This window comes from Streptomyces dysideae (assembly GCF_001514305.1).
GTDB lineage: Bacteria > Actinomycetota > Actinomycetes > Streptomycetales > Streptomycetaceae > Streptomyces > Streptomyces dysideae.
Genome location: NZ_KQ949089.1, coordinates 98,592 through 124,445, shown reverse-complemented (window position 1 = coordinate 124,445; position 25,854 = coordinate 98,592). Strand labels below are relative to the sequence as shown.

Here is a 25,854-nt window from a genome sequence, read left to right as displayed (position 1 = left end):
CGGGGACGTTAGCCTTCCGGCGACTGCCTGTCCTGGTTCTCGACGATCACGCGCACCGGGCTGCCTGGTTTCGGGAGCTTCTTCTCGATCTTCTCGATTGCCTTGCGGACGTAATGAAAGTTGCCCTCGGGAGCGTCACGGGTCTCCCGGAAGTCGGAGAGGTCGATCTCGTAGGTCATCTGTGGAATCGGACCGTGTGGACCCTCCGCTTCCACGGTAATGGTGTGGAGTTGGGGGATATCATCCTTGACCATCTGGTGGCCGATGCCGATGAACCAGACGAGCTTATGACCGGGGCCGAGTGACTTGATGCCGTTGCGAAGGCGACGCTGGGCCGCATCTCCCTTCGAGGAGGGATCACTCGGAAGTGGCGGTTCGATGGTGGCGCGGATGTTGTGCGCAAAGGTCGGCCCGGAGTTGCCGAGGATCAAGTTGAAGACTGTTCCCTGTGCTTCATCGGCGCGTACGTCCACCCAGATGTAGGGCTGGGCAGATTCCTCCGCGATCTTGCGCTGGAGCTCGGTTTGAGCCACCGCCGCATCAGCCGCCTGCCGCTGGAGCCTCGTCTGTTCCTTCTGGATCTCCGTTTGGGCCTTGGCGGCGTTGGCCGCCCTGCCGGTGTAGAAGGTTGAGACGAGAGAGACGATGGCTGCGGCTATAGCCGCACCCGCAGCAGCGAATGCGGCAAGTGTGTCTGGTTTCATGCCCTGATGATCCCAGGAGGGTCAGACAGATCCCACCCCGTTAGCATCCCGCGTCACCCAATCCGCCACCGTCCGAATCACGAACGCCTGCCACTCCTGGCTTTGGGCTTCCCGGTACTGCGGGTCGTCGTGGACAGCGAAGCCGTGCTGTGCGCCCTCGATCGCGACCAGTTGGCACGGGGCCCGGAACTGGGAGACGGCCAACTTGGACGACTCGAACGGCACCAAGGTGTCCCCAGTGCCGTGCACGATGAGGGTCGGAGCCTTGACGTCGCCGAGGGCTTCATGGGGACGAAGCCAGAACACCTCGTTGAAGATGGGCCGCCCGTGCTTGAGGGTCGGCGTGAACTGGAGGAAGCCCTCTGACGCCAACTGCTGTGCCGCCTCCTCCTGGAGGTAGTCGTTCTCCCAGAAGGGCCGGCTGTCGATGGTGCGCTTCTTGTAGTCGAGCTGGGGGTTGAAGAGCACCAGCCGCTGAACGTCGTCCGGACGCTGGGCGGCGTAGTAGGCACAGATCCCACCGCCGAAGCTGGCTCCAAGAAGCGTGACCTCCGCGGCTCCGGTTGCCTCTCGGACGTAGGCCAGCATGACCCGGATGTCGTTGAGGATGCTGGAGAGCGTGAGGTCTTCCTGACGACCCTCGCTCTGTCCGTGGCCGCGGAGGTCGAAGCGCAGGGAGGCCACACCGGCCTCTGCCAGCCCTGTCGCCAACCGCGTGAAGAAACCGCCCTCTTCGCGGGTGACGCCTCCGCCGTGGACGAGCAGAACGGCGTGTGTGGCTGGCTGCTCCGGCGTCACCAGCGTGCCCGCCAGGTGAAGACCGTCGAGGGTGCGGACGCTCACGTTTGTAGTTGGCATGAGGGCAAGCGTAGTGACGAGAACATGGAGCGGATAGAGGCCCAAGGGCGTTGCCACGGGCGTTACTCCGGTGTTTTGTATTGAACTACGAGGGAGCCTTTTGGCATTGCTGCCTCAAGTTTGGCCATCTGAACCTCGCAGATATCCACCGTGACATAAGCAGTGTGGCAGTTTTGCGACATGCTAGTACTGATCTCATCAATCGTGAGTATGAAGACTCCTTGGGCTGTTGGCACTGTTGGAGGCTTACTACTGAACCGAAGTTGTTGCATGTGTCGATACAGGCGCGTAGTAGCCATGAGACGCTCGTGGTCCAGAGTGCTCGCCCTGGTTCGCTCAACCCTCCGCATGACTCTTCGCCACTGTTTAACGGCGGCCGAGTGGAATGCTATGGGATTAGCCGTAAGAACAATGACCGGCCCAGGTATCAAGACGCGAGTGAAGAGGTGATGCGCTAAGTCCTTGGATAGAGTCGCTCCCTGCGTAAGAGAGCGTACTTCAACGTAAATTGAAGGCATTAGCTCCCTCCCCATACTCCTCCTCAAACTGACGAGCAATCATTTTGTGTTCGCAACGAACGATGTACTCTGCCCATCCCAGGATCAGGCTATCGCTCTCCTTCAGATGTTCATTGCAGGCAAATGCTTGTAAGCCGGTCTCATCTTGCAATCCGGCGGTCGCCTTATCGAGAGAGAGTGCGGTTGAACATATGACACAAGAGATCTGCTGCCCCCTGACTAGAGACTCTTTCGGTAGTTGAGTAATCGCCATTACTGTTCCTCGCCCTTGAGGCCTAATTCTGTCCGGCGCAATGTTATTTCACATCGCTTGCTCCCAAAGTTCTGGAACTGTATGAGCAACATGTAACGAGGCTCGTCGGGGATGTCTAAATGGTTGTAAGAGATCCCAATCTGATCCTCCATGTCTGGAGGTATATCTAGCTCGTAGTCTGGCTCCGATTCATCGACGTCCCAAATGCCGAGGCTTACGGAGCGACCCGCACCCGGATCAAGAGCTATGGTCTTCTGCTGAATCCTTCGCTCATTTCGACCAAATCGGTCTTTCAAGTTTACTGTCTGCATGGCATCCTTCCTAACCCGAGGCATGACTTATGAAGCCAGCCACAGGTGTATTACGCAAGTAAATAGGGCCAACTTGGTGTTCTGGGGTCCCGCATCTAACTCGGCGCAAGGTGAAAGAATTGCTTTCCGAGTGGAGCCAGACAGAGTTTGGCGGCGTTGCCGAGGTTCGGCAACGTTCCCTTCCTCTTTCAAGAAAGGCTTAAGCTTGAGGAAAATCACGAGAAATGTTACGGTAAGTAACTGAAGATATTGGTCGTGAATCTTCCGACGATTGGATCAGCTGTCCAATTAATATGTTAGCGCTCAATGTTGAAACATGTCAACCACAATTTAATAAGAGGACTGGACTCGATACATGCTCTATTTTAAAAATTCTGACATCGCTTACACATATCATGTGTCTGTTAGGACGGTGCATAACTGGATCGAATCCGCAAAAGAAGGTAAGTTGGATTTAGATCTCTACCGCCAGGGCGATAGGTCGTACGTTTCAAACACAGCTAGAAACATTGAGACTATCAAGCAGCTGGTAGCAAATGGTAAGAAGTTTAGGCCCCGTCACGCCGTAGAGTCGTTAGAGCCTAAGCCTGAGTTCTACGGCATATTCAATCAGGCTCAGGTTTACGACATAGTGACCAACCTGGTCATGCATCACGAGATCCCACGTCAGTACAATTATTTCAGTAATGGAGCCGACCACTGGGACGAATACGCTCAACGCTTGATAGAGGAGGATGCGCCGAACCTTGAGAACAGCACGATAGAACTTCTGGGCATGAGTCAAGGCTACCTCGATGGACTGCTGCGCCGGTTCAAGAAGGTCAACATAATAGATGTCGGTGTAGGTAACGCCTGGCCGGTGAAGGAGCTCTTAGGGAACCTTCTTGAGCAAGGAAAGCTCGGGCGCTACATCGCAGTCGATATCAGTCCGGAGATGCTAAGGATTGCTCGGGACAACATTAAAGAGTGGTTCGGCGGCCGTGTGGACTTCGAAGACTACGAGATCGATATCAACCGTGAGGGCTTCGGTAATCTCTTGGCCGAGGACTACATCAAGAAGGACTCTGCCGAGACGGCGAACCTCGTCCTCTTGCTCGGCGGCACATTAGGCAACATGCGCTCGCCAGATAGTGCCCTCAGGGTCATCCACGAGAGCATGAGCTTCAATGACTTCATGGTGTACACGATGAAGCTGGATAGTGAAGGAACACGGCGGTACTTTGATTTCAAGGTTGATCCGGGTGATGAGGTGCTTCCGCCGATACACGGTGCAGTTATAGACCTCCTGAATATAGATCCCTCGCTCTATCAAGTAGAGATGGGCTACGACCAACTAAAGCATCAGCGCTACGAGCGCATCCGGTTGAAGAAGTCGATCAATATCCGCTTTGATTTTGACGATGGCGAGTGGCCAGTAGCGTTGGATAAAGGTGAGTCAATTTTGGTCTGGCGTGGCTTGCAGCTAAGCGCTCAGGACGTCACAGATCAGCTGAACCGCAACGACTTCTACGTTCTCCATGCATCGCAAACACCAAACCGTGAATATCTGCTCGCTGTCGCCGAGGTAAATCGCGACTGACGCTCATTGCGGATGAACCGAAACCGATTCGGGACTGAGTAAGGGCTGCTAGACCACGGAAACCGAGATCGAGGAGTCATCCCCCGGGACAAGAGTCACTTCAACTTCCGCTTTTGAATCCGCGCTATCAGGGAGCTCGGTTACGAAGGCGATCTTAGCGGACGCACAGGTCATCTGGATGCGCCCGAGGTTGAAAATGTCTTCGCCAAGTCGAAGCAGTAGATCTTGCCCTGTGGTGAAGTCAGAAACTGAGCCTTCCTTGAGCTGCTGGGCTTCGGGTGTGCCAAGCCATGCCTTCGTGGCTGTGAAGCTGAGACGGTTCCACTGAGAAACGACTGACTGACTGGTCAGATAGCGATGAACCTCTGTGATGGATTCGATTTCCCCGTCAGAGAGGGAACGAGGAACAACGAAGTACACACCGCTGATTCGCTGGATGTCATCCAATACACGGAGCAGCTTGGCCAACTCGCCGGCATCCGGATACGAAGCGGACATGTCGATAGGCGGGCCGATTTCGGTCCCATTCAGTACCATGGTCACCGAACGACCTTCGCCCATCTCTGCCATGAAGCGGACGGCTTGAAGAAGCGTTCCAGGGAGAATGTTCTCAGGTTGGTGAAAGGCGTAGTTGATTTTGACGCGGTGAGTCTGCATGTCGAAGCGGGCTGTAACGCTGATGGTCCCCACGAGATCCACCAGCTTCAGCTCAATTCCGCGCTGCCCGGACGTGCGTTCTGTTGCTGTGAGAGGCAGGTGAGCCTTGACAGTTCCCTGCGCATCCTTGATTCGGAGAGCGAACCTGGCGTCGGCAAGAGGCGTGTTGTCGATCGCGCCGCCTACCTTGAGTTCCCCACCTTCGAAGACGCCGCCAAAATTGGCAGGCGCATCGATCGATAGACTTTTTACGAACTCGCTCGGTACGACGGTTGGTGTTCCGTAGTTGAAACTGTCCTGGAGAGCGTTGGCTACTCTCTTGCCATGTTCGGTGTCTGGGAAGCGGAAGGCCCCACCAATCATGATGGGGCGGTCTTTCTCGGCGCCAGGGTATCGGGGGTGGGCTGTGACGTTGATAGCGCCACCAGGTTGGATGCTGAAGCTGAACCCGTAATGCGGGTCGAGGGTGTTGAGGCGGTCTTTGAGCGTGCGCACACGCTTTACAAGATCTGGTACACCCCGAGCCAGAGCAGCTTGCTCTTGATTGATCTCCCGCATCATTCTGACGATCTCGGAATTGCTGTCTTCAAGATAGTACCGAGGGAGTTCAGGATGCGAGGCCATCTGGTCGTCGAGCCAATCCTTCCCCCGCCACACGCACGGGAAGGGATACTCGGCCGTCAAATCACTAAACCACTTGAGTTCGCCATCCGTGTGGTTGATAGGAACGACCAGGTACCAGGCTGCTGGGTCGTGCTTGGCAGCCTTCTTAAGGGATTTTTCGACCTGCCTTCTTCTGCCAGATCTCTCGTCGAGGCGTCCGGTGAACCTCTTCAGTTGGAAGATCTCCAAGCCAGTGGGCAGAGGAAGCTGGACGTCACGGCCGTCATCGCCACCAGCCCCGTCAATGCGCTGTGCTTGCGGGTGGAGACGGCTGATGAGGACGGAAACCATGTCTTCATAGACGTTGGAGCCGAGCCGCTCATCGGTCCAGTCGACCCTGTTCTTCATGGCACCCTCAGCTCTCATCACTACGGGCGTCGCCCGGAGCCCTCAACCCCCGCACCAGCTCCGCCGGATCAACTCCCAGCGCCTCAGCCAACTTCAGGATGTTGTGCAGGCTCACGTTGCGCTGGCCTCGTTCGACCTGCCCAATGAACGTCCAGTGCATACCACTGTCGTCGGCAAGGCGTTCCTGGCTCTTGCCGAGCTCGTTCCTGCGGGCGCGTACCCGCGCCCCAAAGGTCTGGGCAGCGTCTGAGATGGGCTGTTTTGCCATAACACGCCCAACTACATATGTCCCAAGCCTCAAGATCCAGAGACGATGCGTCCCAACACCCTGCATCCCATGACCATGTATCCTATGCTGCCTCTCGTAGGCAGCCCCCGGCATACGGAGGAGGTGATGGTCATGCTGTTCGTCAACGGCAGCGGCGGCAGTGGCGGCGCGGTCCGCTAGAAGCGCCCGCGCGCTCTCGCGCCTGAAGAAGACCCCGAGTCGTAACCACTGCGGCCCGGGGTCTTCCTATGCCCGGCATTGGCTCTGACCTGGGCTTTTGCTACAATTGATCTTGTATATGTCGAGCCCGTTAGAGCGCCTCTACCAGACCAAACTTGCCTTGCTCGCCACCGTCGTCACGGTGGTTGGTGTCGCCCTGATGCTCCTCGCCCACTGGGCGAGCGGCAGCCCCGCCGGCGCCTGGTTTGACGCACTGCCCGTAATGGAAGTCGGCTCGGCCCTCTTCACCACCGGCCTCATCGCGATCTTCTTCGAGTACATCGACCAGGCCGACGCCGAAGTCCGAGCCAACCAGCGTCTCCGCAAGGTCCTCTCCGAAGAAGCACCAGCCATCCGGGACGCCGTAGTCGACGGCTTCGCCTTCGCGCCGGAGGCCCTGACCAACGTGGCTTCCGAGGAGACCTTGGACCGCATCGTCGAGAACTGCCTGTCCATCCGGCTCGGTGACAAGGAGCTGGCCGCGGACGCCTACCAAGACCTCCGAGAGCAGATCATCGGAGCGCGGCAGCGCTGGGAAGACGCCCACGCTGCGGTAGCGCTCGCGCCCTGGACCAAGGGGCCGGCGGAAGGCCGAGGCGCGATGTTCGTCGCCACCGTCCGGTGGGAGTACCGCTTCGTGCCGTCAAGCCCCGTGCTTCGCTTCTCCTGCGTCTCCGACTTGGACGCGTACCGGGAGCTGCTGACCGATCCAACTTCCGCAGCGGAGTGGTACTTCCCGCCTGTAGAGGGACTCGACGCTACGTCACCCGAGGTCTTCGAGCTGGTGGAGGTTGCCGTCAACGGCAAGCCGCAGAAGATCCGGCGCAGCGTCCGCAAGGAGGGCCAGGTCTTCACCGTGAGCCTCGGCGGCGACATGAAGACCGACGAAGCGGTCACCGTCTCGTACACCTACCGCGTGCTGGTGCAGCAGCACGGACACGTCCTGCACCTCGATCTCGCCCAACCCACCAAGGACTTCAGGGCTGAACTTTGGTACGGCGATTGCGGTATCCGCCGCGTGAACGTTATCGACTACCTCTCTGGTCCACGTCAGCCGCGGTACACCGAACTTGGTGCGTCGGACCCGTCACCGAGCGTCGAAGTTGCCTACGAGGGCTGGACGTTCCCCAAGGGCGGCGTGGCGTTCGTGTGGGCGTTGGAGCGGGAGATACAGACGGTCACCGGTCGACAGAAGTGATCACAAACGGTCAGGAGTGAGGGTGGTCTACTCCCTTTGTCTGCCCTGCTCCTGACGGAGCGTGAGTGATTGTCAGTGCCACCGGCTAGCGTAGGTCGACGTACCGGGTAAGAAGATCACGGGGCTGAGACGTATGAGGTAGCTCAGGCCGTACAGCAAAAGTAAGAACGGGGAGTATTTATGACAGCACTGGAAGACAAGCTGACGCGCTACACGGCGCCGTCCAGTGATACCGAACAAGACAAGCAAGACAGAGCTGAGCGCATGGTGCGCAAGGCCGTCGAAAGCTGGAGTGGCTTCGACGGCATAGGCATCAGGTTGTTGCCGAAGGGGTCGTACAAGAACAACACCAACGTCCGCGCTGACAGCGACGTTGATATCGCTGTAATCCACAAGGGGTTCAACTACTTCAACGACGATGCGTTGCGTCAAGAAGAAAAGATCGTCCGGCGTCCCTTGACGGGCAGGCGATACGAGGGGGCTGCCTTTCGCTCGGAGCTTGAGAAAGCTATGAAGCACGCGTATGGCAGTGACTGCGATACGTCAGGCTCTACCGCTATCGAGATTGCTGAGAATGGCGGTCGGGTCAAGGCTGACGTTGTGCCTTCATTCCAGCACCGGAAATATTACTACGACACCATGGGTGAAGTTCGATACTTCGAGGGCACCACAACGCGACGAACGAACGGCGACTGGGTAGTGAACTACCCCGAGCAGCAGTACGACAACGGAGTGGAGAAGAATGAACGCGGCACTGGCCGACGCTACAAGCGCATGGTGCGCATTTTGAAGCGTGTTGAGAATGACCTGGTTGCCGCGGGCAAGATTGAGGCTCTGCCGAGCTACTTCATGGAGTGCCTCGTGTATCGCGTGCCGGATGGCCGCTTTAACCACGGTGGACTTACACCGTTGACTGATGACATCGCGGCGGTCATTACCTACATCTGGAATCAGACTAAACCCGGTGGCTCCGCTAAGGACTGGAACGAGCCGAATGGCATCAAGCCGCTGTTCGGCCCTGGGCAGAAGTGGTCTATGGAAGAAGCTCACGAACTCGCGCTGAAAGCGTGGCAGAACCTGGGGCTGAGCTGATGGAAGGCCTCAAAATCCGTGTTGGAATCGGTATTGCTGCGCTCGTAGGCTTGGCGCTCGCACTACTCGCCGGCCAGGGCTTCTCTCAAACGCCGTTGCGCATCTATTCGATCGCTGGAACAGTTGCGGCCCTGGTATTCGCTCTCTGGGAACGCTTTATCTGGAAGTGGAAACCGGTTAGATACTTCACGGGCGTACCGCTGATCGCCGGGACGTGGCGTGGCGAACTCGTTTCTTCCTATGTCCGCCCAGATGGTTCGAATGTGCCACCAATTCCTACGGTCATTTACGTTTCACAGTCAGCGTCTAAGTGGACTGTTACCCTATTTACGGGAGAATCGAAGTCAATCTCGGAGCACGCCAAGCTCATCCCTGATCCTGACGGCCGATGGCGGCTGAGTTGGCAATACGTCAATACGCCACGCCCCGGGGTTCGTGACCGCAGTGAGCGACACAAGGGAGCGGCAGAGGTGTATATAGGGTCACAGCCCGGCGAAGGCCTCGAAGGAGCGTACTTCACCGATCGGCGCACGGATGGCGAGTTGCGTTTTCCTGAGTGGTCGTCTGTCCGTTACAGCAGTGCTGATTCTGCTCTCGCTGCGGACGGCTTCAACCATGCGAGCCCGTTCGTGGGTGAAAAATAAGGGAGGGACCGTGAGCGAGCGCATCATTGAACAATTTATGTGGGGCTTCCAACATAATTTTCGTTTTTCGGTCGAATTTGAAGTGGAGCGTGCGTTCAAGGAAATCGAGTTCAAGGCAGATGCTCGCTGCATCCTCGTCGGCTTCGAGGTTACCGACGGACATATATTTCCGATCTGCGTGGAGCAGGGAGAGGGTTTATACAAATCGGAGGATCTCTCTGGCGTGCGGCGACTCGCAATTGAGAAATATAGAAATAACCCCGAGAGTAGCGTTCTGCATAGCCATCCGAGGGTTCGCCGACTCCGCCAGGAGTCTCTAATGAACCGAATGCGCGCAGAGGCAATTGAAGAAACGCTCGGGTCATTGGATGGGCAATCGGATCGAATCTTTTTCGCTAGTAACTCTGTGCGAGTTGGTGACTATGACGTGCACGTCATTATCAGCACTGACAAGCAGACGGTTGCTCGCGTACCGCAGATTGTCACGACTATGAGTGATCGAATGCCCGTGCTTCAGTCGCTCGTTCATGCAGTTATCTGGGAGATTCTCGGGCGAGCAGAGAAAGCCTTGTATCTACCAGAGGCCGGTTCTGGGCTTAACGTTTTGGGCGCGAGCACGGGTGAGATTGTGCGAACAGCCACAGAACATATGTTGCGCACGATGATGTACTGCATCAACTATTGGTTCGCGAGTGACCTTCACTTGCTTATGAACCAGCTTTCGGCACTGCCGTACGAGGGACGTGAAGGTGCCGGACGCTTGGTTTTGGCCAAAGCGGATAATCCGGCCATTGATGTGAGTGTGAAGTTGGCTAGCCCAGTTAAGAGCGGCAACACACTGGCTATCCGTAAATTGCTCGAAGGGAGTGGGGCAACCGCTGACGTCCTTTCGGATGGTGAGAAAATCTACGGGCTTGGAACAGTGCGCTCTGACTATGATCCTTCCACTGAGTCGGTCTTCAGCGTGAGGTTTTTGAGGCGGGGCTACTGGGAGTTGTCGCACGCTGACACAGTCTTGCTTGCTGTTCGTGATGGCATTCCCAGTTTGCCACAGCATGTACTCGACGTGGAGTATCTCCTTGACCTATGTGATCGGCTCTTCCCTGAATCGGATGACGACGTGTTGGTGCAGGCGGCTCGTGCCGTTGGTAAACACCGCCATGGAGCGATGCTTGTTATCTCTGCCGATGCAGCAGGGGAGGCAAAACGACTGTCTCCGCAGTCGTGGGCCGTTGAGCCGTCTCCGCTTTCAACGAGCTTGCTTACGCAGCTCACTGACATGGATGGCGCTGTGTTGCTTGATACGCAGGGAAATTGCCATGCGATCGGGGTGATCCTTGACGGTGTAGCTAAGGGTGAAGGTGATCCTGCTCGGGGAAGTCGCCTTAACAACGCAGTGCGCTATCTTGGCAGCGGCCGACCAGCAACCATTGTGGTGGTGTACAGCGCTGATGGCGGGATTGACGTGTTGCCATTTCTTCATCCTCGTGTTTTGAAGAGTCAAGTCCATGGGGCTGTGGCCGCGTACCTCGATCTGGCGGTACAGCGTCCTCCCGAGTTGGAGCGGGTTAATAGGCTCTGGGACGCCGTTAAGGCTTTCCGGTTCTACCTGTCGGCTGAGCAGTGTAATGCTCTTAATGATGCCCGTGAGTCCATTGAAGAATGGCGCTTGGAGAATATGAGGATGAAGATTGGAGAAGAGCTGCTGCGTCCTAACGCCAAGATGGACGACAGTTACTGGCTTCCGGAAGCTGACTAGCTTTTCATCGCCTGATCTGGGCATCAAGTGAAAGCCCGACCAATAAGGTCGGGCTTTCGTGTGCACCTTCTGCCTCGGGTAGAGAGCTAGGACTCTGATCGTGGTTTGCTGCGCCTGCTTGCCGTGCTGCCACCGGTCGATACTTCGACTGGGGTGGCTGTCTGCCCCAGGATGCCCGCAATGGCGTTGCGTCGCTCTTGGAGTCGTTTTTCTTCGGCGTCTAACTCGGCCATGGCTTTCTGCTGGACGTCCTCATCCGTGAGGGTCTTTGCAACCCAATCGGTGAGTGCTTCGACACCAACATCGTTCACGCTGTGCCCGGTTATACCGCGTAGGCCTTCGATCTGCTCGCGCAGGGTGGGGTCAATGCGTACGGCGAAGACCACGACCTTGCGTTCTTCTTCTGGTGAGACCTGCGGTTGTGTATCTGGGTGTTGTTCGCTCATTTGAAGCTCCTTCCGTTTAGTGGTTGGTTCTGTTAGTTATACGGAACTCGTCGTAAGGTTTGCTCCATGCCAGAGGAAAAGGATGCCCCACTTGCCGGTTATGGGCGAGCGGGGCATTCCTGGTGTGGTTCGTGGTCAGCCTCGCCCGTGCGTAACATTGGGCAAAGGCCAGCGGTAATTCCTCACGCTACTGGTGGCCGCATCTTTACCCCGGCCCGCTTGAGTGTCTTGTTGACCGTACTGGCACAGACATGAAGTTCCTGGCCGATCCGCCTTGCGCTCCAACCTTTCGCGTAGAGTTTCTTGGCCTTGGCTGTTCGTTCCGGTGTCATCTTGACCTGGGACCGCTTGGCCACTCCTGCCCGTGCCAAGTGCCGGTCGACCGTCTGCCAGTGCGCGCCGTAGCGCTCAGACAGCGCACTCACCGTTGAGCCTTGCTGGTACGCGGCCACCAGCTCCGCCACCTCGTCCGGCGACAGCTTGCGGTTCTCCTTGATGTCCGTCGCCACGGCGGGATGTACAACGACGGGCTCTACCTGCGCACATACCGTCTCGCCGTGCCTCTCCAGCGTCTTGATCAGGCGCAGCAGGGGTGCGCTCGGGTTCGAAAGGGAGTCGGCCAGGCGCACCAGCGAAAAGGCCCCGGACCGATCACGCCCGATCATGGTCCGGGGCCTTTGACATCCACTTCTGACATCAACGAGCGCGGTCACTGACGACCGGGGCGCCTCCTGAGCAGGCGGTCCATGGGGCTCATGGCCTCGCGCTGCGTGTCCTGCACGACGTGGGTGTACACGTCCATGGTGATGCTGATCTGGGAGTGCCCGAGGATCTCCATCACGACGCGGGGCGCGACTCCGGCCGCAGTGAGGAGCGTCGCGGTGCCGTGCCGGGCGTCGTGCAGCCGGATGACGCGGAGGCCGGCGGACTCGGCGACGCGGGTGAAGGACCGGTAGACGTTCCGCGGCTCGACCTGGCGGCCGGTGCGGGTGGTGAGGACGTAGCCGGACTTCTGCCACTGCTCCCCCGCCTTGGCACGAGCAGCTGCCTGCCGCATCCGGTGCCAGCGCAGAGGGGCGATACAGAGGGCGGGACAGTCGAGTCCAGCACCGCGCATCATGACGCTCGCCAGCAGGACGGCGGTCTCCCGGCGTCCCAAGTGCGCAGAGCTCGGCTGGTAGGTGAGCAGGTGGCGGGAGTCGCTGTGGAACAGTTCGTGGGCTGCATCCATGGCCTCGGGTCCGCCAAACGTGTCGGTCTCGGGCTCGTAGACGCAGGGCAGGCACGACATGGCCACGCCGTCGAGTAGGCCGGGGCCGCCTTGCTCGTCCTGGATGAGCACCGTGGCCGTGAGTTCGGGGTCGGTGTCCGGTGGGGTGACCGCAGCCAGGAGGGCCGGGATCGCGGCTCGGAGTTTCCCCGCGGTCGAGGGGTGAGCGTCGTCTGCCGTACGCGCGGCAGCGTGGGCGAGGCCGGCGAAGCCGTGGCAGAGGCCGTTGTCCGTCGTGGCCTTCAGCTGCTCGGGATCGGTGAGGGCTGCCACGAGCGCGTTCTCCGCGTCGATCTGGCGGCTGGTATCGCCGAGGGCGAGCGCGGCAAGCTGCTGGGCGCGGGCGAGGCCGGCGGTGCCGTAGCACCAGGAGGGCCGCCTGGGTGCTGACGAGCCGAGACGCCCCCTGCGCAGCTCGCCCTGAGTGACCCAGTACGGCCAGACCGGTCCGCCGTCGGCCTTCTCCTTCCAGCGGTCCAGCCAGGTCAGGATGGTGCGCAGTGCTGCATGGTGCCCGTCTATGACGGACCCGTTCCAAGCGGCGAGGGCCAGGAGCGCGAGCACGCCGCCGATGCCGTGCGCCATACCGGTGTTGGCGTGCCCGTACGCCAAGGCCCTGGAAGATCAGTTCAAGCAGCGGCCGGTCATCCTGCGTCCTCGCGACGGCCATCGGGCCCTGCCGAGGGCAGGGTGCAGGCAGTGTCCTGGCGGCCCCGTCCTCTTCGCTCGAAGAACGCCCGCCAGGCCGGGGAAAGAACCGGGGTGGCTCCGGCTGAGCGCCGGGGCCACCCGTGGGCTGGTCGGTCAGTGGTGGATCAGTCCTCGTTGGGGTCGAGGACGCGTCCCTTGAGCTTGACGGGGTTGGCGGCGCCCACCCGGAGCTCGCCGTCGGTATAGCGACCCGGCGTCGCGCCGTCGATAGCGGTGACCTGGGCTCCGTAGCCGAGGCACTCCTGGTTGGTGGACAGGTACGGGTTGTGGGTGAAGGTCAGCGTGCGGCCCCCGTCGGCGAGGGTGCCCTGGGTGGTCTTGAGGTTGCCCTTCGCCTGGAGCGTGTTGACGTCGTGGTAGGCCCAGGAGAGCCAGCCGGTGAACACGAAGCCCGTGGGTGCCTTGAGGGTGAAGGTGATGTCGCCGGGGTTCACCTGGTCCGGGACGGTGCTGAGGATGCCGAAGCTGAGGTGGGCCGGCACCCCTCCGGGCGCATCCTCGACGATGCCCTGTTGGAGGATGTACAGCTTGTTCTCGGCTCCTGGCGCAACGGGTGCCTGGGTCTGCGTTGCCATGGTTTTCCTTCCGTGGGTGGGGGGTGTCCGCGTGAGCGGATCCGCCGGTGGCGGGCTGGGGGGCTCGCTCATGCGCCGTCGGGGACGAAGACGCACGCCTTGAGCTAGGCCGGGGGCGCGGTGGCGGTGGGCGCGTGGTCCGCCAGGAGCGGGCCGAGGACGACGAGGGCGCCGACAACGATGTCCTCGTAGAGGTAGAACCCCGCTTCCAGGAGCGGCAGTTCGTCATCGGCGCCGTCGGTGTCCGCGTCCGCGTCCGGGCCGGTGGCGTGTCCGGTGTCGTCGTCGGTCTCGTCCTGGGGAGCGGGCGTGCCGAGCAGGTCCGTGAGGTCCTGCGCGGCGCCCTGGAAGGCGGCGCGAGCAGTGGTGGCCAGCAGGCGCAGGGGGAGGTCGAGGGTGGCGGCGGTGCGCTGGCCGGAGATCAGTTTCATCGCGGTGGGGGCCTCCGCGGTAGTGGCGGCGAGCCACTGCACGGGCAGGGAGCAGGCGGAGATGAGCCGCTCGGCGGGCATCAGAGGCGGGGGGTCGCCGTCGACCATGAGGTCCTCCCACTCCATGAGGTCGAAGAGGAACTGGCCACCCTTGTAGAGGGGCCAGGGCCGGACCGTGTCGAGCAGGACGCGGGCGCGTGCGGGCTCGCGCCGGCGCAGGGCCACGCCGTACCGGGCCAGGGTGCACAGGCTCTGGCGCAGACAGCTGTTGACCTGGCCGAGGAAGGCGAAAGCCCGGTGGTCGGTCGAGGTCAGCGGGCCGGTGGCGGTGGGGTCGGCCGGCGGGGGTGGGGTCGTGGTGGTGGTCACAGTGGCCTTGAGGTGACGTAGTGGGCGATCTGCCGCAGGACGGCTTTGCCTTCGTTCTCGGGGATGACGCGCAGGTCTTCTTCGAAGCGCGCGATACCTTCGGCGGCGAGCCGGTCGGCGAGGTCGGTGGCGTACTCGATGGAGCCGTGCCGCCGCATGGCGGCGAGGAGTTCCTCGGCGTGCTGCTGGGTCTTGTCGACGCGGCGTTGGCGCAGGACGTCGAAGAGGCGGGGGCGCTCGTGGGTGTACGCGGTGCGGAAGAGGTGGATCAGCATGACGGTGCGCTTGCCTTCGAGCAGGTCCCCCAGGGGCTCCTTGCCGTAGAGGGCCTCCTCGCCGACCAGGTTCAGGATGTCGTCCTGGATCTGGAAGGCGATGCCGATCAGGCGAAACGCCTCGTCGAACCGGCCCAGTACGGCCGGGTCGGTGACGCCGGCGCAGACGGCCCCGATGCGACACGGGCTGATGCAGGTGTACCAGCCCGTCTTCTTGGTGCTCATCGTGAAGTAGGCGTCGTCGGCCTCCGGGACGACCTCGTGGCGGATCCAACCCAGTTCCATGGCCTGGCCCTCGATGGACTCCCGGCACATGTGCAGCGTCTCGTGGATGAGGCCGAGGGTACGGGCCAGGCCGAGTGATTCGAGGTTGGACAGGACGGCGTCGACGGCCAGCAGATTCAGCCCGTCACCGACGTTGACCGCCAGGCCCAGACCGTGTTCCTCGTGCATGGTCGGCAGACCGCGCCGATGGGTGGACTCGTCGGCGATGTCGTCGTGAACGAGAAAACCGTTGTGGAACAGCTCCAGCGCGGCGGCGGCGCGTACGGCGTCGTCGGGACGTCCGCCGAAGGCGGCGCAGGCCGCGATGGTCAGGGTGGGCCGCAGGCCCTTGCCCTGCCGCGAGGGGTAGGAGCGCATGAGGTCGTACAGCTCCGCGCGCGGCTCACGGTCCGGCAGCAGCCGTTCGATCTCCTCGTTGGTGCGGGACCGGCACCGGCGCATGGTCTCCATCAGGTCCGCGTCGCGGACGGTGTCCTCCAGCGACCAGCTCGTGCTGGAGCGTCCGTCCCACAGCAGGCGCGGGGCCGTGAGGGTGGTGTCGCCGATCAGCGCGGGTGGTGCCGGCGCGTCCTCGGGGGAGCGCCGGGTGAGGAAGTCCAGCGCGGTCCAGTCGACCGGCGCGCCGGCCTGCTTCTGTTCGGCGGGTGCCGCGCCGCCCCACAGCTGGGGGGCCTGTTCACGGTAGGCGCCCCAGAGTTCCTGCATGCTGCGCAGGCCCGCCGCGCGCTGGGACAGCAGCGTGAAGGCGCGCCAGACGGCGAGGGTGTCCTCCTGGGAGCCGCGTACGTCGAAGCTGTCGGGCAGGACCTGGTCGACGGGTGGGCGCTGGAGGTCGAAGAGCAGGTTCATGGCCCGGTTGTCGAAGACGACCTCGACGTCGGGCGCCGGACAGCTGTCCTGGTGTACGACGAGACGGCTGTGTCGCGCGGTGAGCGTGGCATGGCTGCCGTCGTTGAATTGCAGGCCGAGCCGAATCCCGCGCAGTTGGTCGGCGGCGGCGGCGAGGACGGCCGGCGCCCGGTCGGACAAGGCGGCGACGGTCTCGTCCAACAGCCGGGCGCCCGTGAACGCGGCCATGGTCTCAGTCATGGGCACCACCGGCGAACTCCACGATGCCCCCGGTGCGAAAGGCGATACGGCGTCCGCCGATCCGTCCTTCCACCGTGCACGGGCCGAGGGTCTCGTGCACGCTGAACGGATGCAGGCTCGTTTCGGACGGGTTGGCGATGCGTCCCGCCGTGTGCGAGCGGAAGTCGAGGACGAGACGGTCGTCGCCGAGCCGGGCGGTGATCAGCAGCCGGCCGGGCACCGCCGCCATCGGCGGTGTGCCCAGCACGTCCGCCAGCGGTGGCACCATCGCCACCCGGTCGCGGTCCAAGCTGCCGCTGACCGCGACCCGCAGGTTGCGGCGTGGAAAGTGACGCACCATGCGCCCGTCGCGCCACAGCATCACCGATCCATTGGCCGCGTCCGCCGGACGCGCGGGCTGGATCAGGGTGAAGACCACCGCCGAGGGCGGGGCGGCACCGGCGGGGCCGGAGGGATCGTTGACGAACCCGAACACCCAGCCCCCCAGCGTGGGCCAGGACCACCGGCCGCGTACCCGTTCGTGGTAGCCCAGCAGGTCCGTCGCCGTGAGCGTGCCGTCGCCGTGCCGCAGAATGCCCTCGCCCAGGACGCCGGGCTCCGACTGCCACCGCAGGTGCTCGTCCTCTCCGAAGGGCGCGCACTGCGAGGTGCAGGGCCTGCTGGTCCGAGTCAGCCGCACATCGGCCGTCGGCGCCGCCGACCGGGCCGCCATCCGGAACGCGCCGGACTCACCACGTGGATGCGGTAACCGGAACGTGGACCAGGGCAGTTCGGGCTGCTCGGCGTTGAACTGCGTCGAACTCCAGCCGTGCCCCTCCTCGTAGACCAGAAGGATCGCCATGTGCTGCCCCTCGTCCGCCGTGCCGGTGCCGCTGCGGTGCCCGGCGGTCGGAGCGCCCGGATCGGCGAAGACAGCGCCGCTGGAGGACCCCAGGACGGACAGGTTGGCGATCAGTGCCTGCCGACCGCACCGGGACAGGAACGCGTAGTGCAGCCATTTGCGGTCGAGTGGATGGGTGAGCGGGGCATACGGGAAGGGGCCCGGGGGCCCGAGCCTCGTGCGGGGCGGCATGGACACATTTCGAAAGGTAACGCACCGTTTCCTGACTGGCACATTCCGCGATGATCAGCCGGGTGATCCAGGGGCACAGAAACGTTCATTTGCGTATTCGAGGTTTGACATCGCAAAGAGCCACTTATGGCAGACACTCCGCCACGGACGGCTCAAGTGCTCGCGCCGGCCTCCTGGACTTCTCACTGGTCCTCGTCGTCCCCGAGAATGCTCGCTTTCAGGCGTACTTCCGGCTGGCCCGCGATCAGCGCTCGTCCGTCGGTGTACCGGCCCGGCTCGGCATCCGTCCCGGCCCGGACGCCGAGGGTGTACACGAGGGCCGCCGCCGGATTGCCGGGAGTGTTCAAACGGGGTTCGTCGGTCACGGACAGCGACTTGCCACCCTCGCGCACCGCTGCCGAGGGCTCCGGAGCGGCGGCCACGGAACCGTCGACCCGGTAGTACGCGCACGTCGCCCGGCCGTCGAAGACGAGACCCGTAGGAGCGGTGAAGCGGTGCTCCACGTGCCCGGGCGCCCAGGAAGCAGTGGACGAGACCCGTACGTGGATCAACTCACTCCCGCCGCGCGGGATTTCCACCCCGACTTCCTGGCGTACCAGCAGCCGCGCGGCCGTCGCCGCGTCGGCGGCCCGGTCCACGTCCTCAGCGCTTTCGGCTTCGCCGTCCGGCTCCGGATTCCCGTCCGGCTCCGGCCGGATGGTCTGGGAGGCGGCAGTGGTGAGCGGCAGGGCCGCGATCCGGTGGTGGAAGTTGTCCGCCATGAGCAGTCTCCCGGCCGGATCCACGGCAAGGGCACACGGATAGGCCAGGGTGACGCCGGCGGCGGGCTCTGACGCCTCATCAGCTTCCGGCGCCGCACCTGCCGCCGGGTTCCGCCCCGCGACGACGCGGGCCACCCCGTCGGCCAGCCGCCATACGCGGTGTCCGTTCATGTCGGCGACGTAGACGGCCCCCCGGTCGTCGACCGCCACGGCGCACGGGGCCCTCCAGTCGACCGCCATGGCGTCAGCGGTCCCGTACGGCGGTCCCGCCAGCACCCGAAGAGTCCCGTCCGTGCCCAGCAGCAGCACCCGACGGCCCACCGGGTCGGCGATATACAGCTGCCCCGACGCGTCGGCCGCCAGACCCGCGGGCAGGAACGCCTCGCCCGCGTCGGCCGTACCGGAGCGTCCGGACCCTCCGGATGCCTCGACGACCGTGCTGATGACACCGTCCCTGTCGACCCTGCGCACCCGGGGAGTGCCCGCTTCGCCGACGTACAGCGATCCGGCACCGTCCAAGACCAGGGCGCAGGGGGCGTCCAGCCGGGCGCGGTCGGCTGGGCCACCGTCGCCGTCGCCGCCGCCGTCGTCGCCGCCGCCGCGGGAGCCCTCTCCCGCTACGGTGGCGATGACGCCCGAAGGGTCGATCCGGCGGATCCGGTGGTTCATCTCGTCGGCGATGAACACACCCCCGTCCACGTCGACCGCGAGGGCGGCCGGGAAGCCCAGACGGGCCCGCACCGCGTCCGCGCCGTCCCCGGCGAAGCCCCGCAGTCCGTCCCCGGCGATCGTCGTCAGCACACCGGCACCGTCGATCCGGCGAACCCGGTGGTTGGCATGGTCGGCGATGAAGACAGCCCCTTGTCCCACGACCACATCCGCGGGGAAGGCCAACTGCGCTTCCGACGCCGGCCGCCCGTCCCCGAAGAATCCGGCGGTGCCGTTTCCCGCCACGGTGGCCAGGGGGTCGTACCCGTCCGGGGAGACCGGCTCCCACGTCCGGGCCTCGGTCTTCGCCGTCACGCCGTCACCGCCCGGCACCGTCGCAGTGGCGCCTGGGCAGCCTCTCTCACCTTCCACGGCTTCGTCACCCGCACGTCCGTCTCCTCTCCGAGCCATCGCTGACACCCTGCATACCGGCCGGGCCACACCCACAGAAGCAGCGCACCGCGCGATTGACCCGCACGTGGGAGGAGCCGCTGGGGACGGGCGAAGGGGTCCGGCCGAGAGGGACGGCCGTGGGCGCCGACGACTTCACCGGGCGCGGGGGCTGCCGCGCTCCGTATCCGTGCGCCCCACGTGCCTCAGCTCCACTCGAACAAGTGACGCGGAATCGATCCCGCGTTCCAAACGGCGGAACGGCGGCATACCGCCCGCGGGCCCGGGCTAACCATGGACACGGATGACGGCCCGGTGCATGCCGTTCGCCTGCACAACGCCCGGCCGAAACCGTCGGCGGGGGCCGGGCGTTCGTCTCCCGGACACCGCTCTCAAGGCGTCCTGTGCTCCGTGAACCGCGCGGCATGCGGTGGCAGGCCCTGCCCGTCGCCTGCGGGCCGGGGTGATCCGCGCCAGGACGTCCCTCTCACCGCACGCTTCGATCACAGCCCCAGGAGGTCTCGGAGATGGCCACTGACGTGCAGTCCGCGAAGAAGGAAGCCTACAGACAGGGAGAGGAACAGGGGCGGGCCGACGCGCTCGCCGGACGCCCGCACGCCGACCCGCCCCGCGACGGCACCCGCGGGGAGAAGGACCACTACGCGAACGGCTACGACTGGGGCTACGAACAGGGCCGTGCGCAGAAGCTGGACCTCGTGGTGTGGCAGGAAGGCGGGGTCGAGGACGCCCCTGGTGGCCTCGGCACCACCATCAACATCTGCGTCCGTACGCCGAACTGGAGCGAAACCGTCGACGCCGGTGAACGGGAGCACGTCTTCACCGCCCCCACCGGATTCCGCTGGAACGGCATGGTGGGCGCCCAGTACAAGCGCATGAACCAGACCACAGGCGGCGGCCTGCCGCCCGTCCAGGCCAAGGTGAGCGCGGACGGGCGCACGCTGACCTTCACCTACCACGTGCACTTGAACACGACCGACCAGGACAAGGACTGCATCGTCTACACCTGCGGTCTCGAAGCCGTCGACGGCGCCGGGCTCGGCCGCTTCACCGATGGCGTCGCCCAGATCGGCACCGCGCCTCCGGCCACGCTCAAGGCCGAAGTCATCGAGGACGAGGACTGAGAGAGCAGGAGTCAGACACCATGACCACCGTCGTCACCTCCGGCGTCTTCCCGACCACCACCCCGGCCATCTCCCCTGTCGACGGGCTCGGCACCGCCGACGTCAGGTGGGGCAGCAGCGGCTCCCAGAGCGGGTACCAGTTCCGCGGTTCGGCCGCGGACGTCCAACTCGACGGCACCGAGTTCGTCGTCGGTACCTTCGTGCACCGCAATCTCCCCACCAACGTCAGCCCGAGCCAGTTCAACGTCATGCTCGCCGTCAACGTCATGTTCGAGGACGGCAGCACGACCGATCTGAACTTCGCCTTCCATCACAACGAGACACCCAACAGCACCGGCAGCAGTCCCGTGGATGACGATCTGGTCGATCTGCAGGAGTTCATCCACCCTCAGCCGGTCACGATCGACGGGAAGCAGTACAAGGCGGTCCTGAGCGGGTTCAAGCGGGGCGGCCGGATCGTCCGGCAGTTCCGCAGCCCCGAGGGCGGAGTCAACTTCGCCGAGGTCGTCTGCATGTTCACCTTCGACGAGCCGGACGTGATCATCTCCGACCTGCACTACCTGGGCAACGGCACGGGCCAGCCCGACGAATACATCGAGATCTTCAACAAGGGCGGCGCGCCCCAGGACCTGACCGGCTGGGTCGTGGAGAGCAAGCCCACCGGGCACGCCTACGCCTTCCCCCCGGGGACGGTCATCCAGCCCGGCCAGCGCTACCGGGTCTACACCAACGAGGTCCGCCAGGAGTCCGGAGGATTCTCCTTCGGTTCCTCCGAGGAGGTCTGGCGTGACGAGGGCGGCATCGGCCGCCTGGTCCACGATGGCTTCGTCGTGGACCAGCACCCCTACCTCGACAGGGGCTTCAACAAGACCGCCACGCCGTAGCGGGAGCATCGCCCTACCGGCACTGGTGAGGCCGGCTTCGGCCCCGCCAGTGCCGGTAGGACAGCCCGCGCGACAGGCCATAGACACCTGGCACCCACACGTATTCCGGCGTGCTCAGGAGGATTACGCCGCGAGGAGTTCCGCCGGGCCGTACGCGGCGTCGAGCCCCGCGCAGTCGGTCCCGCTGCGCGAGACAGCGATCACAGGCACGGGAGTAGGCGTGAGCGCGGCGCGGTGTCGGTGCAGCGCCGCGAGATCGTGCCGGTCGAACGGGGAGTTCTCCAGCCACTTCACCGAGCCGACGAACAACAGCTCCTTGGCGATCGGCGAGCGGTCCGCTCCCACGACGTCGATCTCCACATCGTTGGTACGGGTCCAGTAACCGCCGATGGCGGGGGCGGCGGGGAGGTTCGCGTCGGGCAGCAGCCGTGCCAGTGCCTCGCGCACCAGAGGTTCAACGGCTCTGCCACGCCAGCCGACCAACCTGGTGCGCATGTGGTCGGCGATGGACCAGCCGACGACCTTGCGGCTGAAGCAGTCCAGCACGGTCGCGAGATAGAGGAACTCCCCGCCTGAGAGCGGGAGACACGTGATGTCACCCATGTATTTGCGCCCCGGCTCGGTAGCGGTGAAGTCCCGCTGGAACAGGTCCGGGACCGGTGAGGCTGCCGGGTCCGGGACGGTGGTGCGCACGCGTCTGCGCAGGCGGATGCCGGTGATGGAGAACGTCCGCATGATCCGGGCGATCCTCTTCTCGTTGACCCGCTGCCCTTTCTCGCGGAGCTCGGCCGTCACTCGCGGGGAGCCGTAGGCGCCGCCGGACTCGCTGTGGACCTAGCGGATCTCTTCGACCGGGATCCGGTCCTGGTGCTGCCGGGCGGCCCGGCCTCGGCGCCGGCGAGCCACTTGCAGTAGCTGGACCGGTTCACGTCCAGGACGTGGCAGAGCCGCTTCACCTCGTAGGTGTCCCGGTGGTCGTCAACGAACTGGAAGCGGCTCCTCACCAGTTCGTCTCTGCGGCGAAATACTTGGCCGCCTTGCGGAGGATGTCCCGCTCGGTGGCGAGCTTGCGCTCACTTGCCTCGAGCTCGGCCACCCGGGCCTCCGACTGAACCGCCCCCGCTCGTGCGGATCAGCGGACGGCACCGCCTCCCGAGGCCGGGCGCCCGGCTTCGCAGCCGCGGCGGTGATGCCACGGCGTTCGCGGTCCCGTAGCACCCACTCACGCAGGGGCGCCCGGTTGACGCCCAGGTCAGCGGCGATGCTCTTGTAGATCGACCCGGGTGTGGACTCGTACAGGGCCACGGCATCGGCCTTGAACTCGTCCGAGTAGTCCTTCATCGCCATCGGCGGTCTTCTCGCTTCCTCCGGATCAAGCAGATCCGGTATCAGCGTGTCCACCACTCAGGGGGAGGCCCCCCGTACCTTGCCTCGACAAAAGGCGCGCTGGGGTTGAGCGAGATCAGCGTGCCGGACGGACGGCAGACAGTACGCTGAATCCGTCGGGATCGGGCCCGCAGCACAGTGTCCGGGAGGTGCTTCATGACGGCCGAGATGGTAGCCCCGGCGTGGATGCATGAGCAGATCACGGCGGAGGAGTACGAGTCCTGGTCCGAGGAACAGTGCGCCGGTATCGAGATCGTGGACGGGATGGTCGTCGTGAGTCCGAGTGCGTCCAAGCGGCACAACCGTCTGGCCCGGATTCCGGCGAACGCCCTGGACGCCGCCGCGGGCCCGGAGTGGAACGCCGACACGGACTTCGACGTCCGGCTTCAGGACGTCCCACTCACCAATCGCCGCCCCGACGTCGTCGTGTACCGCGCAGACACCATCGACATCACCCCAACCCGCCCCGAGCACGTGCTGCTGGTCGCGGAGGTGGTGTCGCCAGGCTCGGAGACCACCGACCGGATCGTGAAGGTCGACCAGTACGCCAAGGCAGGCATCGGCTTCTACTGGCGGATCGAGCAGGCCGCGACAGGCGTTCCTCTCGTGTACACCTACGTTCTCGACCCCGCGACGAAGACCTACCGGGACGGAGACGTGTTCACCGGCGTCCTCAAAGTAGCGGCCCCCTTCCCGGTGGAGATCGACCTCGGCCAGATCTGACCCACGCGCCGCTCAGCAGCCGGCAGCGCGTGAGCGATGCGTGAGCGGACGGCCCGATACGGGGCGGCATGAGCCGGATCAAGTGGCTCGCCGCGCACTTCTGGCCAGGGGAAACAGCACCGCTCGGCAGCGCCAGGCACCCCCCGGCAAGGATCAGTCCACTCCTAAAGCGGGTGTCGCAGGTTCGAATCCTGCCGGGGGCACAACACATTAAGCCGCTGGCCTGGGGTTTCTGTCCCAGGGAGGCGCTCTGTTCGGCCTCGGACTTCTTGTCCGGGGCCGTTTTGCGTGAGCGGATGTGTCACCAGTCGCGGGTGCCGCAGTGGAGGAGTGGCCGAGCATCTCCCGGATCAGTGGGAGGCCGACCTCCTCGTACAGCTCGTTGAAACGGCGGATGACGTTGGCGGAGCGGAGCAGCTCGTTGTTCTCTCGTGTGCAGACACGCCCGGTCTTTCGCCCGTACACTCCCTTGTTCCTCTACGCTCCCTTGCTCCTCGCGCTCGTTGTCCTGCCACGCGCGGTGCCGCCGCAGGACCTGGACCGTGTAGGAGTCCGGCGCGATCGTGCGTGCATCGGCATCGGCCGTGGGGGCATCCTCACGCGCCTCTCAGTCATACCTGTCTCCCAGCCGTCGGCCACAAGCTGCTCGGTAACGGTGATGAGCGCCGCGTCCAGATGAGTTCCGGTCCGCATCCGGACGCATGCTCGCCACGCCGGGCACAGGAACAGGCCGCTACTTGCCCCAGATCTCGCGGTACGCCTGGCGGTAGCCCTCGGAGTCCCAGGACAACGCGCCGCCACTGTTGGCGGCGGTGGCGATGTGGACGGGAGCGACGTATCCGCTGGCCTGCTTGCCGGCGAAGGCGCGGTTGAACTCGTCGATGATCTGCCAGCCCTGCTCGGACAGCGGCTCGGGCACGGTGGCGGCCTGGAACTCCCTGCCGTTGATGCGCTGGAAGGCCCCGGGGTCACCGTCGCCGGCGCCGATGTTGAACGGCGCGCCGCCGCCTTGTACACCGCCGGCGCGCAGGGCGGAGGCCGCGTGGTCGAAGTACAGGTCGTTGATGGCGGCGGAGTAGGTCCACTTGCCGCCGAAGCGGGAGAGCAGGGAGGAGGCTCTGTCGATGGTGCGGCTGCCCGCTTCGGGGATGGGGATGTTCTCGTAACTCAGCAGCTCGACGCCGGAGCAGGTGGCGAGTTCCTTCTTGATGAGCTCGGACTTGCGTTTGGCGAAGGGTATCGAGGCGTCGGTGAACAGGACGACGCCCGCACTGCCGTTGGAGCGGGCGATGATCCAGTCGGCGCTGATCTTCGCGACATCCTCGACCTTGGTGGTGATGTTGCTGAAGAGCTTGGGATCCTCGCTGGGGCCGGGGGCGCCCACGGCGTGCCAGCCGATCAGCGGGATGCCCGCGGCGTCTGCCTCCTGGACCTGCTGGGCGGCGGATTCGGGGTCGAAGCCGCCGATGACGATACCGGAGGGGTTGAGGGCGAGGGCCTCTTTGAAGGCGGCCTTGATACCGGAGGGCGTGCCCTGGCCGTTGATCGTGTGAACGTTCCAGCCGACGACCTTGGAGGCTTCCTGGACTCCCTTGGCGACGCCGGCGACGCCGGGGTTGGTCATGGTCTGGGCGATGTAGACGATGGTCTTGTCCGGGACGGCCTCCGGCCCGGTGGTGGGACCGGTCCAGGGGGCGTTGACGGCCTCGGCCTTCTTGACGGCCTGCTTGGCCTTGGTGAGGGCGGTGGGGCAGCCGGGCTGGGAGGACCGGACGGTGGATGCGGCGGTGGTTGAGCCGCCCTCGCAGCCGACGACGGCGGTGCCGGCCACGGCCAGGAGCACGGCGGCTGACACGGTCGTGTTGCGGGTGGGGTGCACGGGGTCTCCTCACAGGACAAAAGAGGTGGTACGGGAGTAGGTGGGGGGAGGAGATGGGCTACGAGTGGCGACGGATCCGACGCGTAGCCCCGCCGGAAGAGCAGCCCGCAAGGCCGACGGCGATGAGGCGGCCACGACGGCGCCCTGGGCGGTGGCCCGGGGGCTTGTCGCGGTGGGAATGTAGCAGGACGCCGGCGAACGCCCGTACGGCACGAGCCCCGGTACCGGCGCGAGCGCATGAGCCGACCGGTGGACGCGAGCAGCTCGCGCTACCGGGGCCGAGGGCCGCGCCGAACCAGTCGGTCGGCGTCAACTCCGCTGCCAGGCAAGGGATCACCGGACTGCATCGCGTACGCCGACGAACTGCTGCGGCGGACGGGACACCGT

General features: G+C 63.9%; 22 protein-coding genes and 3 pseudogenes. 8 read left to right on the top strand and 17 right to left on the bottom strand.

Features of this window, described 5'->3' with window-relative positions:
* Nucleotides 1-8 precede the first annotated feature (8 nt).
* The 3 genes from AQJ91_RS23440 to AQJ91_RS53720 form a co-directional block, all read right to left on the bottom strand.
* Nucleotides 9-704 carry a hypothetical protein gene (locus tag AQJ91_RS23440; protein ID WP_159054636.1) on the bottom strand — a complete coding sequence of 232 codons (696 nt, stop codon included), beginning with the start codon at nucleotides 702-704 and terminating at the stop codon, nucleotides 9-11.
* Between the two features lie 21 nt (nucleotides 705-725).
* On the bottom strand, nucleotides 726-1,619 hold the full coding sequence (locus tag AQJ91_RS23435; protein ID WP_234382830.1) for an alpha/beta hydrolase: 894 nt from the start codon (nucleotides 1,617-1,619) through the stop codon (nucleotides 726-728).
* 441 nt (nucleotides 1,620-2,060) lie between these two features.
* On the bottom strand, nucleotides 2,061-2,333 hold the full coding sequence (locus AQJ91_RS53720; RefSeq protein ID WP_159054635.1) for a hypothetical protein: 273 nt from the start codon (nucleotides 2,331-2,333) through the stop codon (nucleotides 2,061-2,063).
* Nucleotides 2,334-3,056: 723 nt separating this feature from the next.
* Between AQJ91_RS53720 and AQJ91_RS23430 the strand changes: the two genes are divergently transcribed.
* Entirely contained in the window at nucleotides 3,057-4,223 is a 1,167-nt protein-coding gene (locus AQJ91_RS23430; RefSeq protein WP_159054634.1) for a class I SAM-dependent methyltransferase, read from the top strand.
* A gap of 48 nt (nucleotides 4,224-4,271) precedes the next feature.
* Here AQJ91_RS23430 and AQJ91_RS23425 read toward each other — a convergent pair whose 3' ends face one another.
* The gene (locus AQJ91_RS23425) at nucleotides 4,272-5,891 is read right to left on the bottom strand and encodes a hypothetical protein (protein ID WP_067025144.1); all 1,620 of its coding nucleotides are present in this window, start codon (nucleotides 5,889-5,891) and stop codon (nucleotides 4,272-4,274) included.
* A gap of 7 nt (nucleotides 5,892-5,898) precedes the next feature.
* Complete coding sequence (locus AQJ91_RS23420; protein ID WP_067025141.1) at nucleotides 5,899-6,159, bottom strand: helix-turn-helix domain-containing protein; 261 nt, start codon at nucleotides 6,157-6,159, stop codon at nucleotides 5,899-5,901.
* Between the two features lie 298 nt (nucleotides 6,160-6,457).
* On the opposite strand from AQJ91_RS23420, the gene AQJ91_RS23415 reads away from it, so the two are divergent.
* The 4 genes from AQJ91_RS23415 to AQJ91_RS49865 all read left to right on the top strand — a co-directional run bounded on the left by AQJ91_RS23415 (nucleotide 6,458) and on the right by AQJ91_RS49865 (nucleotide 11,071).
* Nucleotides 6,458-7,576: a Cas5 family CRISPR-associated protein gene (locus AQJ91_RS23415; RefSeq protein ID WP_067025139.1), complete on the top strand. Its 1,119-nt coding sequence runs from the start codon at nucleotides 6,458-6,460 to the stop codon at nucleotides 7,574-7,576.
* Between the two features lie 180 nt (nucleotides 7,577-7,756).
* The gene (locus AQJ91_RS23410) at nucleotides 7,757-8,668 is read left to right on the top strand and encodes a nucleotidyltransferase domain-containing protein (protein ID WP_067025136.1); all 912 of its coding nucleotides are present in this window, start codon (nucleotides 7,757-7,759) and stop codon (nucleotides 8,666-8,668) included.
* On the top strand, nucleotides 8,644-9,312 hold the full coding sequence (locus tag AQJ91_RS49870) for a Cap15 family cyclic dinucleotide receptor domain-containing protein (protein ID WP_234382827.1): 669 nt from the start codon (nucleotides 8,644-8,646) through the stop codon (nucleotides 9,310-9,312). Before AQJ91_RS23410 ends, AQJ91_RS49870 begins: the two co-directional genes overlap by 25 nt.
* A 10-nt stretch (nucleotides 9,313-9,322) precedes the next feature.
* Complete coding sequence (locus tag AQJ91_RS49865) at nucleotides 9,323-11,071, top strand: diadenylate cyclase (protein WP_159054633.1); 1,749 nt, start codon at nucleotides 9,323-9,325, stop codon at nucleotides 11,069-11,071.
* A gap of 86 nt (nucleotides 11,072-11,157) precedes the next feature.
* Here the strand turns inward: AQJ91_RS49865 and AQJ91_RS53715 are convergent, their stop codons facing one another.
* The 8 genes from AQJ91_RS53715 to AQJ91_RS23375 all read right to left on the bottom strand — a co-directional run bounded on the left by AQJ91_RS53715 (nucleotide 11,158) and on the right by AQJ91_RS23375 (nucleotide 19,378).
* A complete protein-coding gene (locus tag AQJ91_RS53715) occupies nucleotides 11,158-11,517 on the bottom strand; it encodes a hypothetical protein (protein ID WP_159054632.1) in 360 nt (119 codons plus the stop codon).
* 182 nt (nucleotides 11,518-11,699) lie between these two features.
* Nucleotides 11,700-12,182: a helix-turn-helix domain-containing protein gene (locus AQJ91_RS23405; protein WP_159054631.1), complete on the bottom strand. Its 483-nt coding sequence runs from the start codon at nucleotides 12,180-12,182 to the stop codon at nucleotides 11,700-11,702.
* A 44-nt stretch (nucleotides 12,183-12,226) separates the two neighbouring features.
* Nucleotides 12,227-13,399 carry a thiopeptide-type bacteriocin biosynthesis protein gene (locus AQJ91_RS53710; RefSeq protein WP_159054630.1) on the bottom strand — a complete coding sequence of 391 codons (1,173 nt, stop codon included), beginning with the start codon at nucleotides 13,397-13,399 and terminating at the stop codon, nucleotides 12,227-12,229.
* A gap of 203 nt (nucleotides 13,400-13,602) precedes the next feature.
* Nucleotides 13,603-14,073 carry a hypothetical protein gene (locus tag AQJ91_RS23395; protein ID WP_067025133.1) on the bottom strand — a complete coding sequence of 157 codons (471 nt, stop codon included), beginning with the start codon at nucleotides 14,071-14,073 and terminating at the stop codon, nucleotides 13,603-13,605.
* 104 nt (nucleotides 14,074-14,177) lie between these two features.
* Nucleotides 14,178-14,873 carry a hypothetical protein gene (locus AQJ91_RS23390; protein WP_067025130.1) on the bottom strand — a complete coding sequence of 232 codons (696 nt, stop codon included), beginning with the start codon at nucleotides 14,871-14,873 and terminating at the stop codon, nucleotides 14,178-14,180.
* Entirely contained in the window at nucleotides 14,870-16,522 is a 1,653-nt protein-coding gene (locus AQJ91_RS23385) for a polyprenyl synthetase family protein (protein ID WP_234382814.1), read from the bottom strand. The genes AQJ91_RS23390 and AQJ91_RS23385 overlap by 4 nt, the downstream gene beginning before the upstream one ends.
* Nucleotides 16,515-17,594, bottom strand: a complete 1,080-nt coding sequence (locus AQJ91_RS23380; RefSeq protein ID WP_107122513.1) for a hypothetical protein — start codon at nucleotides 17,592-17,594, stop codon at nucleotides 16,515-16,517. The genes AQJ91_RS23385 and AQJ91_RS23380 overlap by 8 nt, the downstream gene beginning before the upstream one ends.
* Nucleotides 17,595-17,776: 182 nt before the next feature.
* Nucleotides 17,777-19,378 carry an NHL domain-containing protein gene (locus AQJ91_RS23375; RefSeq protein WP_234382812.1) on the bottom strand — a complete coding sequence of 534 codons (1,602 nt, stop codon included), beginning with the start codon at nucleotides 19,376-19,378 and terminating at the stop codon, nucleotides 17,777-17,779.
* Between the two features lie 602 nt (nucleotides 19,379-19,980).
* On the opposite strand from AQJ91_RS23375, the gene AQJ91_RS23370 reads away from it, so the two are divergent.
* On the top strand, nucleotides 19,981-20,595 hold the full coding sequence (locus tag AQJ91_RS23370) for a hypothetical protein (RefSeq protein ID WP_067025127.1): 615 nt from the start codon (nucleotides 19,981-19,983) through the stop codon (nucleotides 20,593-20,595).
* 20 nt (nucleotides 20,596-20,615) lie between these two features.
* Nucleotides 20,616-21,479: a lamin tail domain-containing protein gene (locus AQJ91_RS23365; RefSeq protein ID WP_067025124.1), complete on the top strand. Its 864-nt coding sequence runs from the start codon at nucleotides 20,616-20,618 to the stop codon at nucleotides 21,477-21,479.
* Between the two features lie 123 nt (nucleotides 21,480-21,602).
* On the opposite strand, the pseudogene AQJ91_RS55910 reads toward AQJ91_RS23365, so the two are convergent.
* The 3 pseudogenes from AQJ91_RS55910 to AQJ91_RS58335 form a co-directional block, all read right to left on the bottom strand.
* Nucleotides 21,603-21,965 (bottom strand): annotated as a pseudogene (locus tag AQJ91_RS55910) (DUF234 domain-containing protein); the annotation flags it as partial.
* 3 nt (nucleotides 21,966-21,968) lie between these two features.
* Nucleotides 21,969-22,301: pseudogene (locus AQJ91_RS55905) on the bottom strand (IS3 family transposase); the annotation flags it as partial.
* A 366-nt stretch (nucleotides 22,302-22,667) separates the two neighbouring features.
* A pseudogene (locus AQJ91_RS58335) lies at nucleotides 22,668-22,820 on the bottom strand (transposase); the annotation flags it as partial.
* Between the two features lie 201 nt (nucleotides 22,821-23,021).
* Here AQJ91_RS58335 and AQJ91_RS23345 point away from each other — a divergent pair.
* On the top strand, nucleotides 23,022-23,588 hold the full coding sequence (locus AQJ91_RS23345; RefSeq protein ID WP_067025114.1) for a Uma2 family endonuclease: 567 nt from the start codon (nucleotides 23,022-23,024) through the stop codon (nucleotides 23,586-23,588).
* A 733-nt stretch (nucleotides 23,589-24,321) separates the two neighbouring features.
* On the opposite strand, the gene AQJ91_RS23335 is transcribed toward AQJ91_RS23345, so the two are convergent.
* Nucleotides 24,322-25,467 carry a substrate-binding domain-containing protein gene (locus tag AQJ91_RS23335; protein WP_067025108.1) on the bottom strand — a complete coding sequence of 382 codons (1,146 nt, stop codon included), beginning with the start codon at nucleotides 25,465-25,467 and terminating at the stop codon, nucleotides 24,322-24,324.
* Nucleotides 25,468-25,854 lie beyond the last annotated feature (387 nt).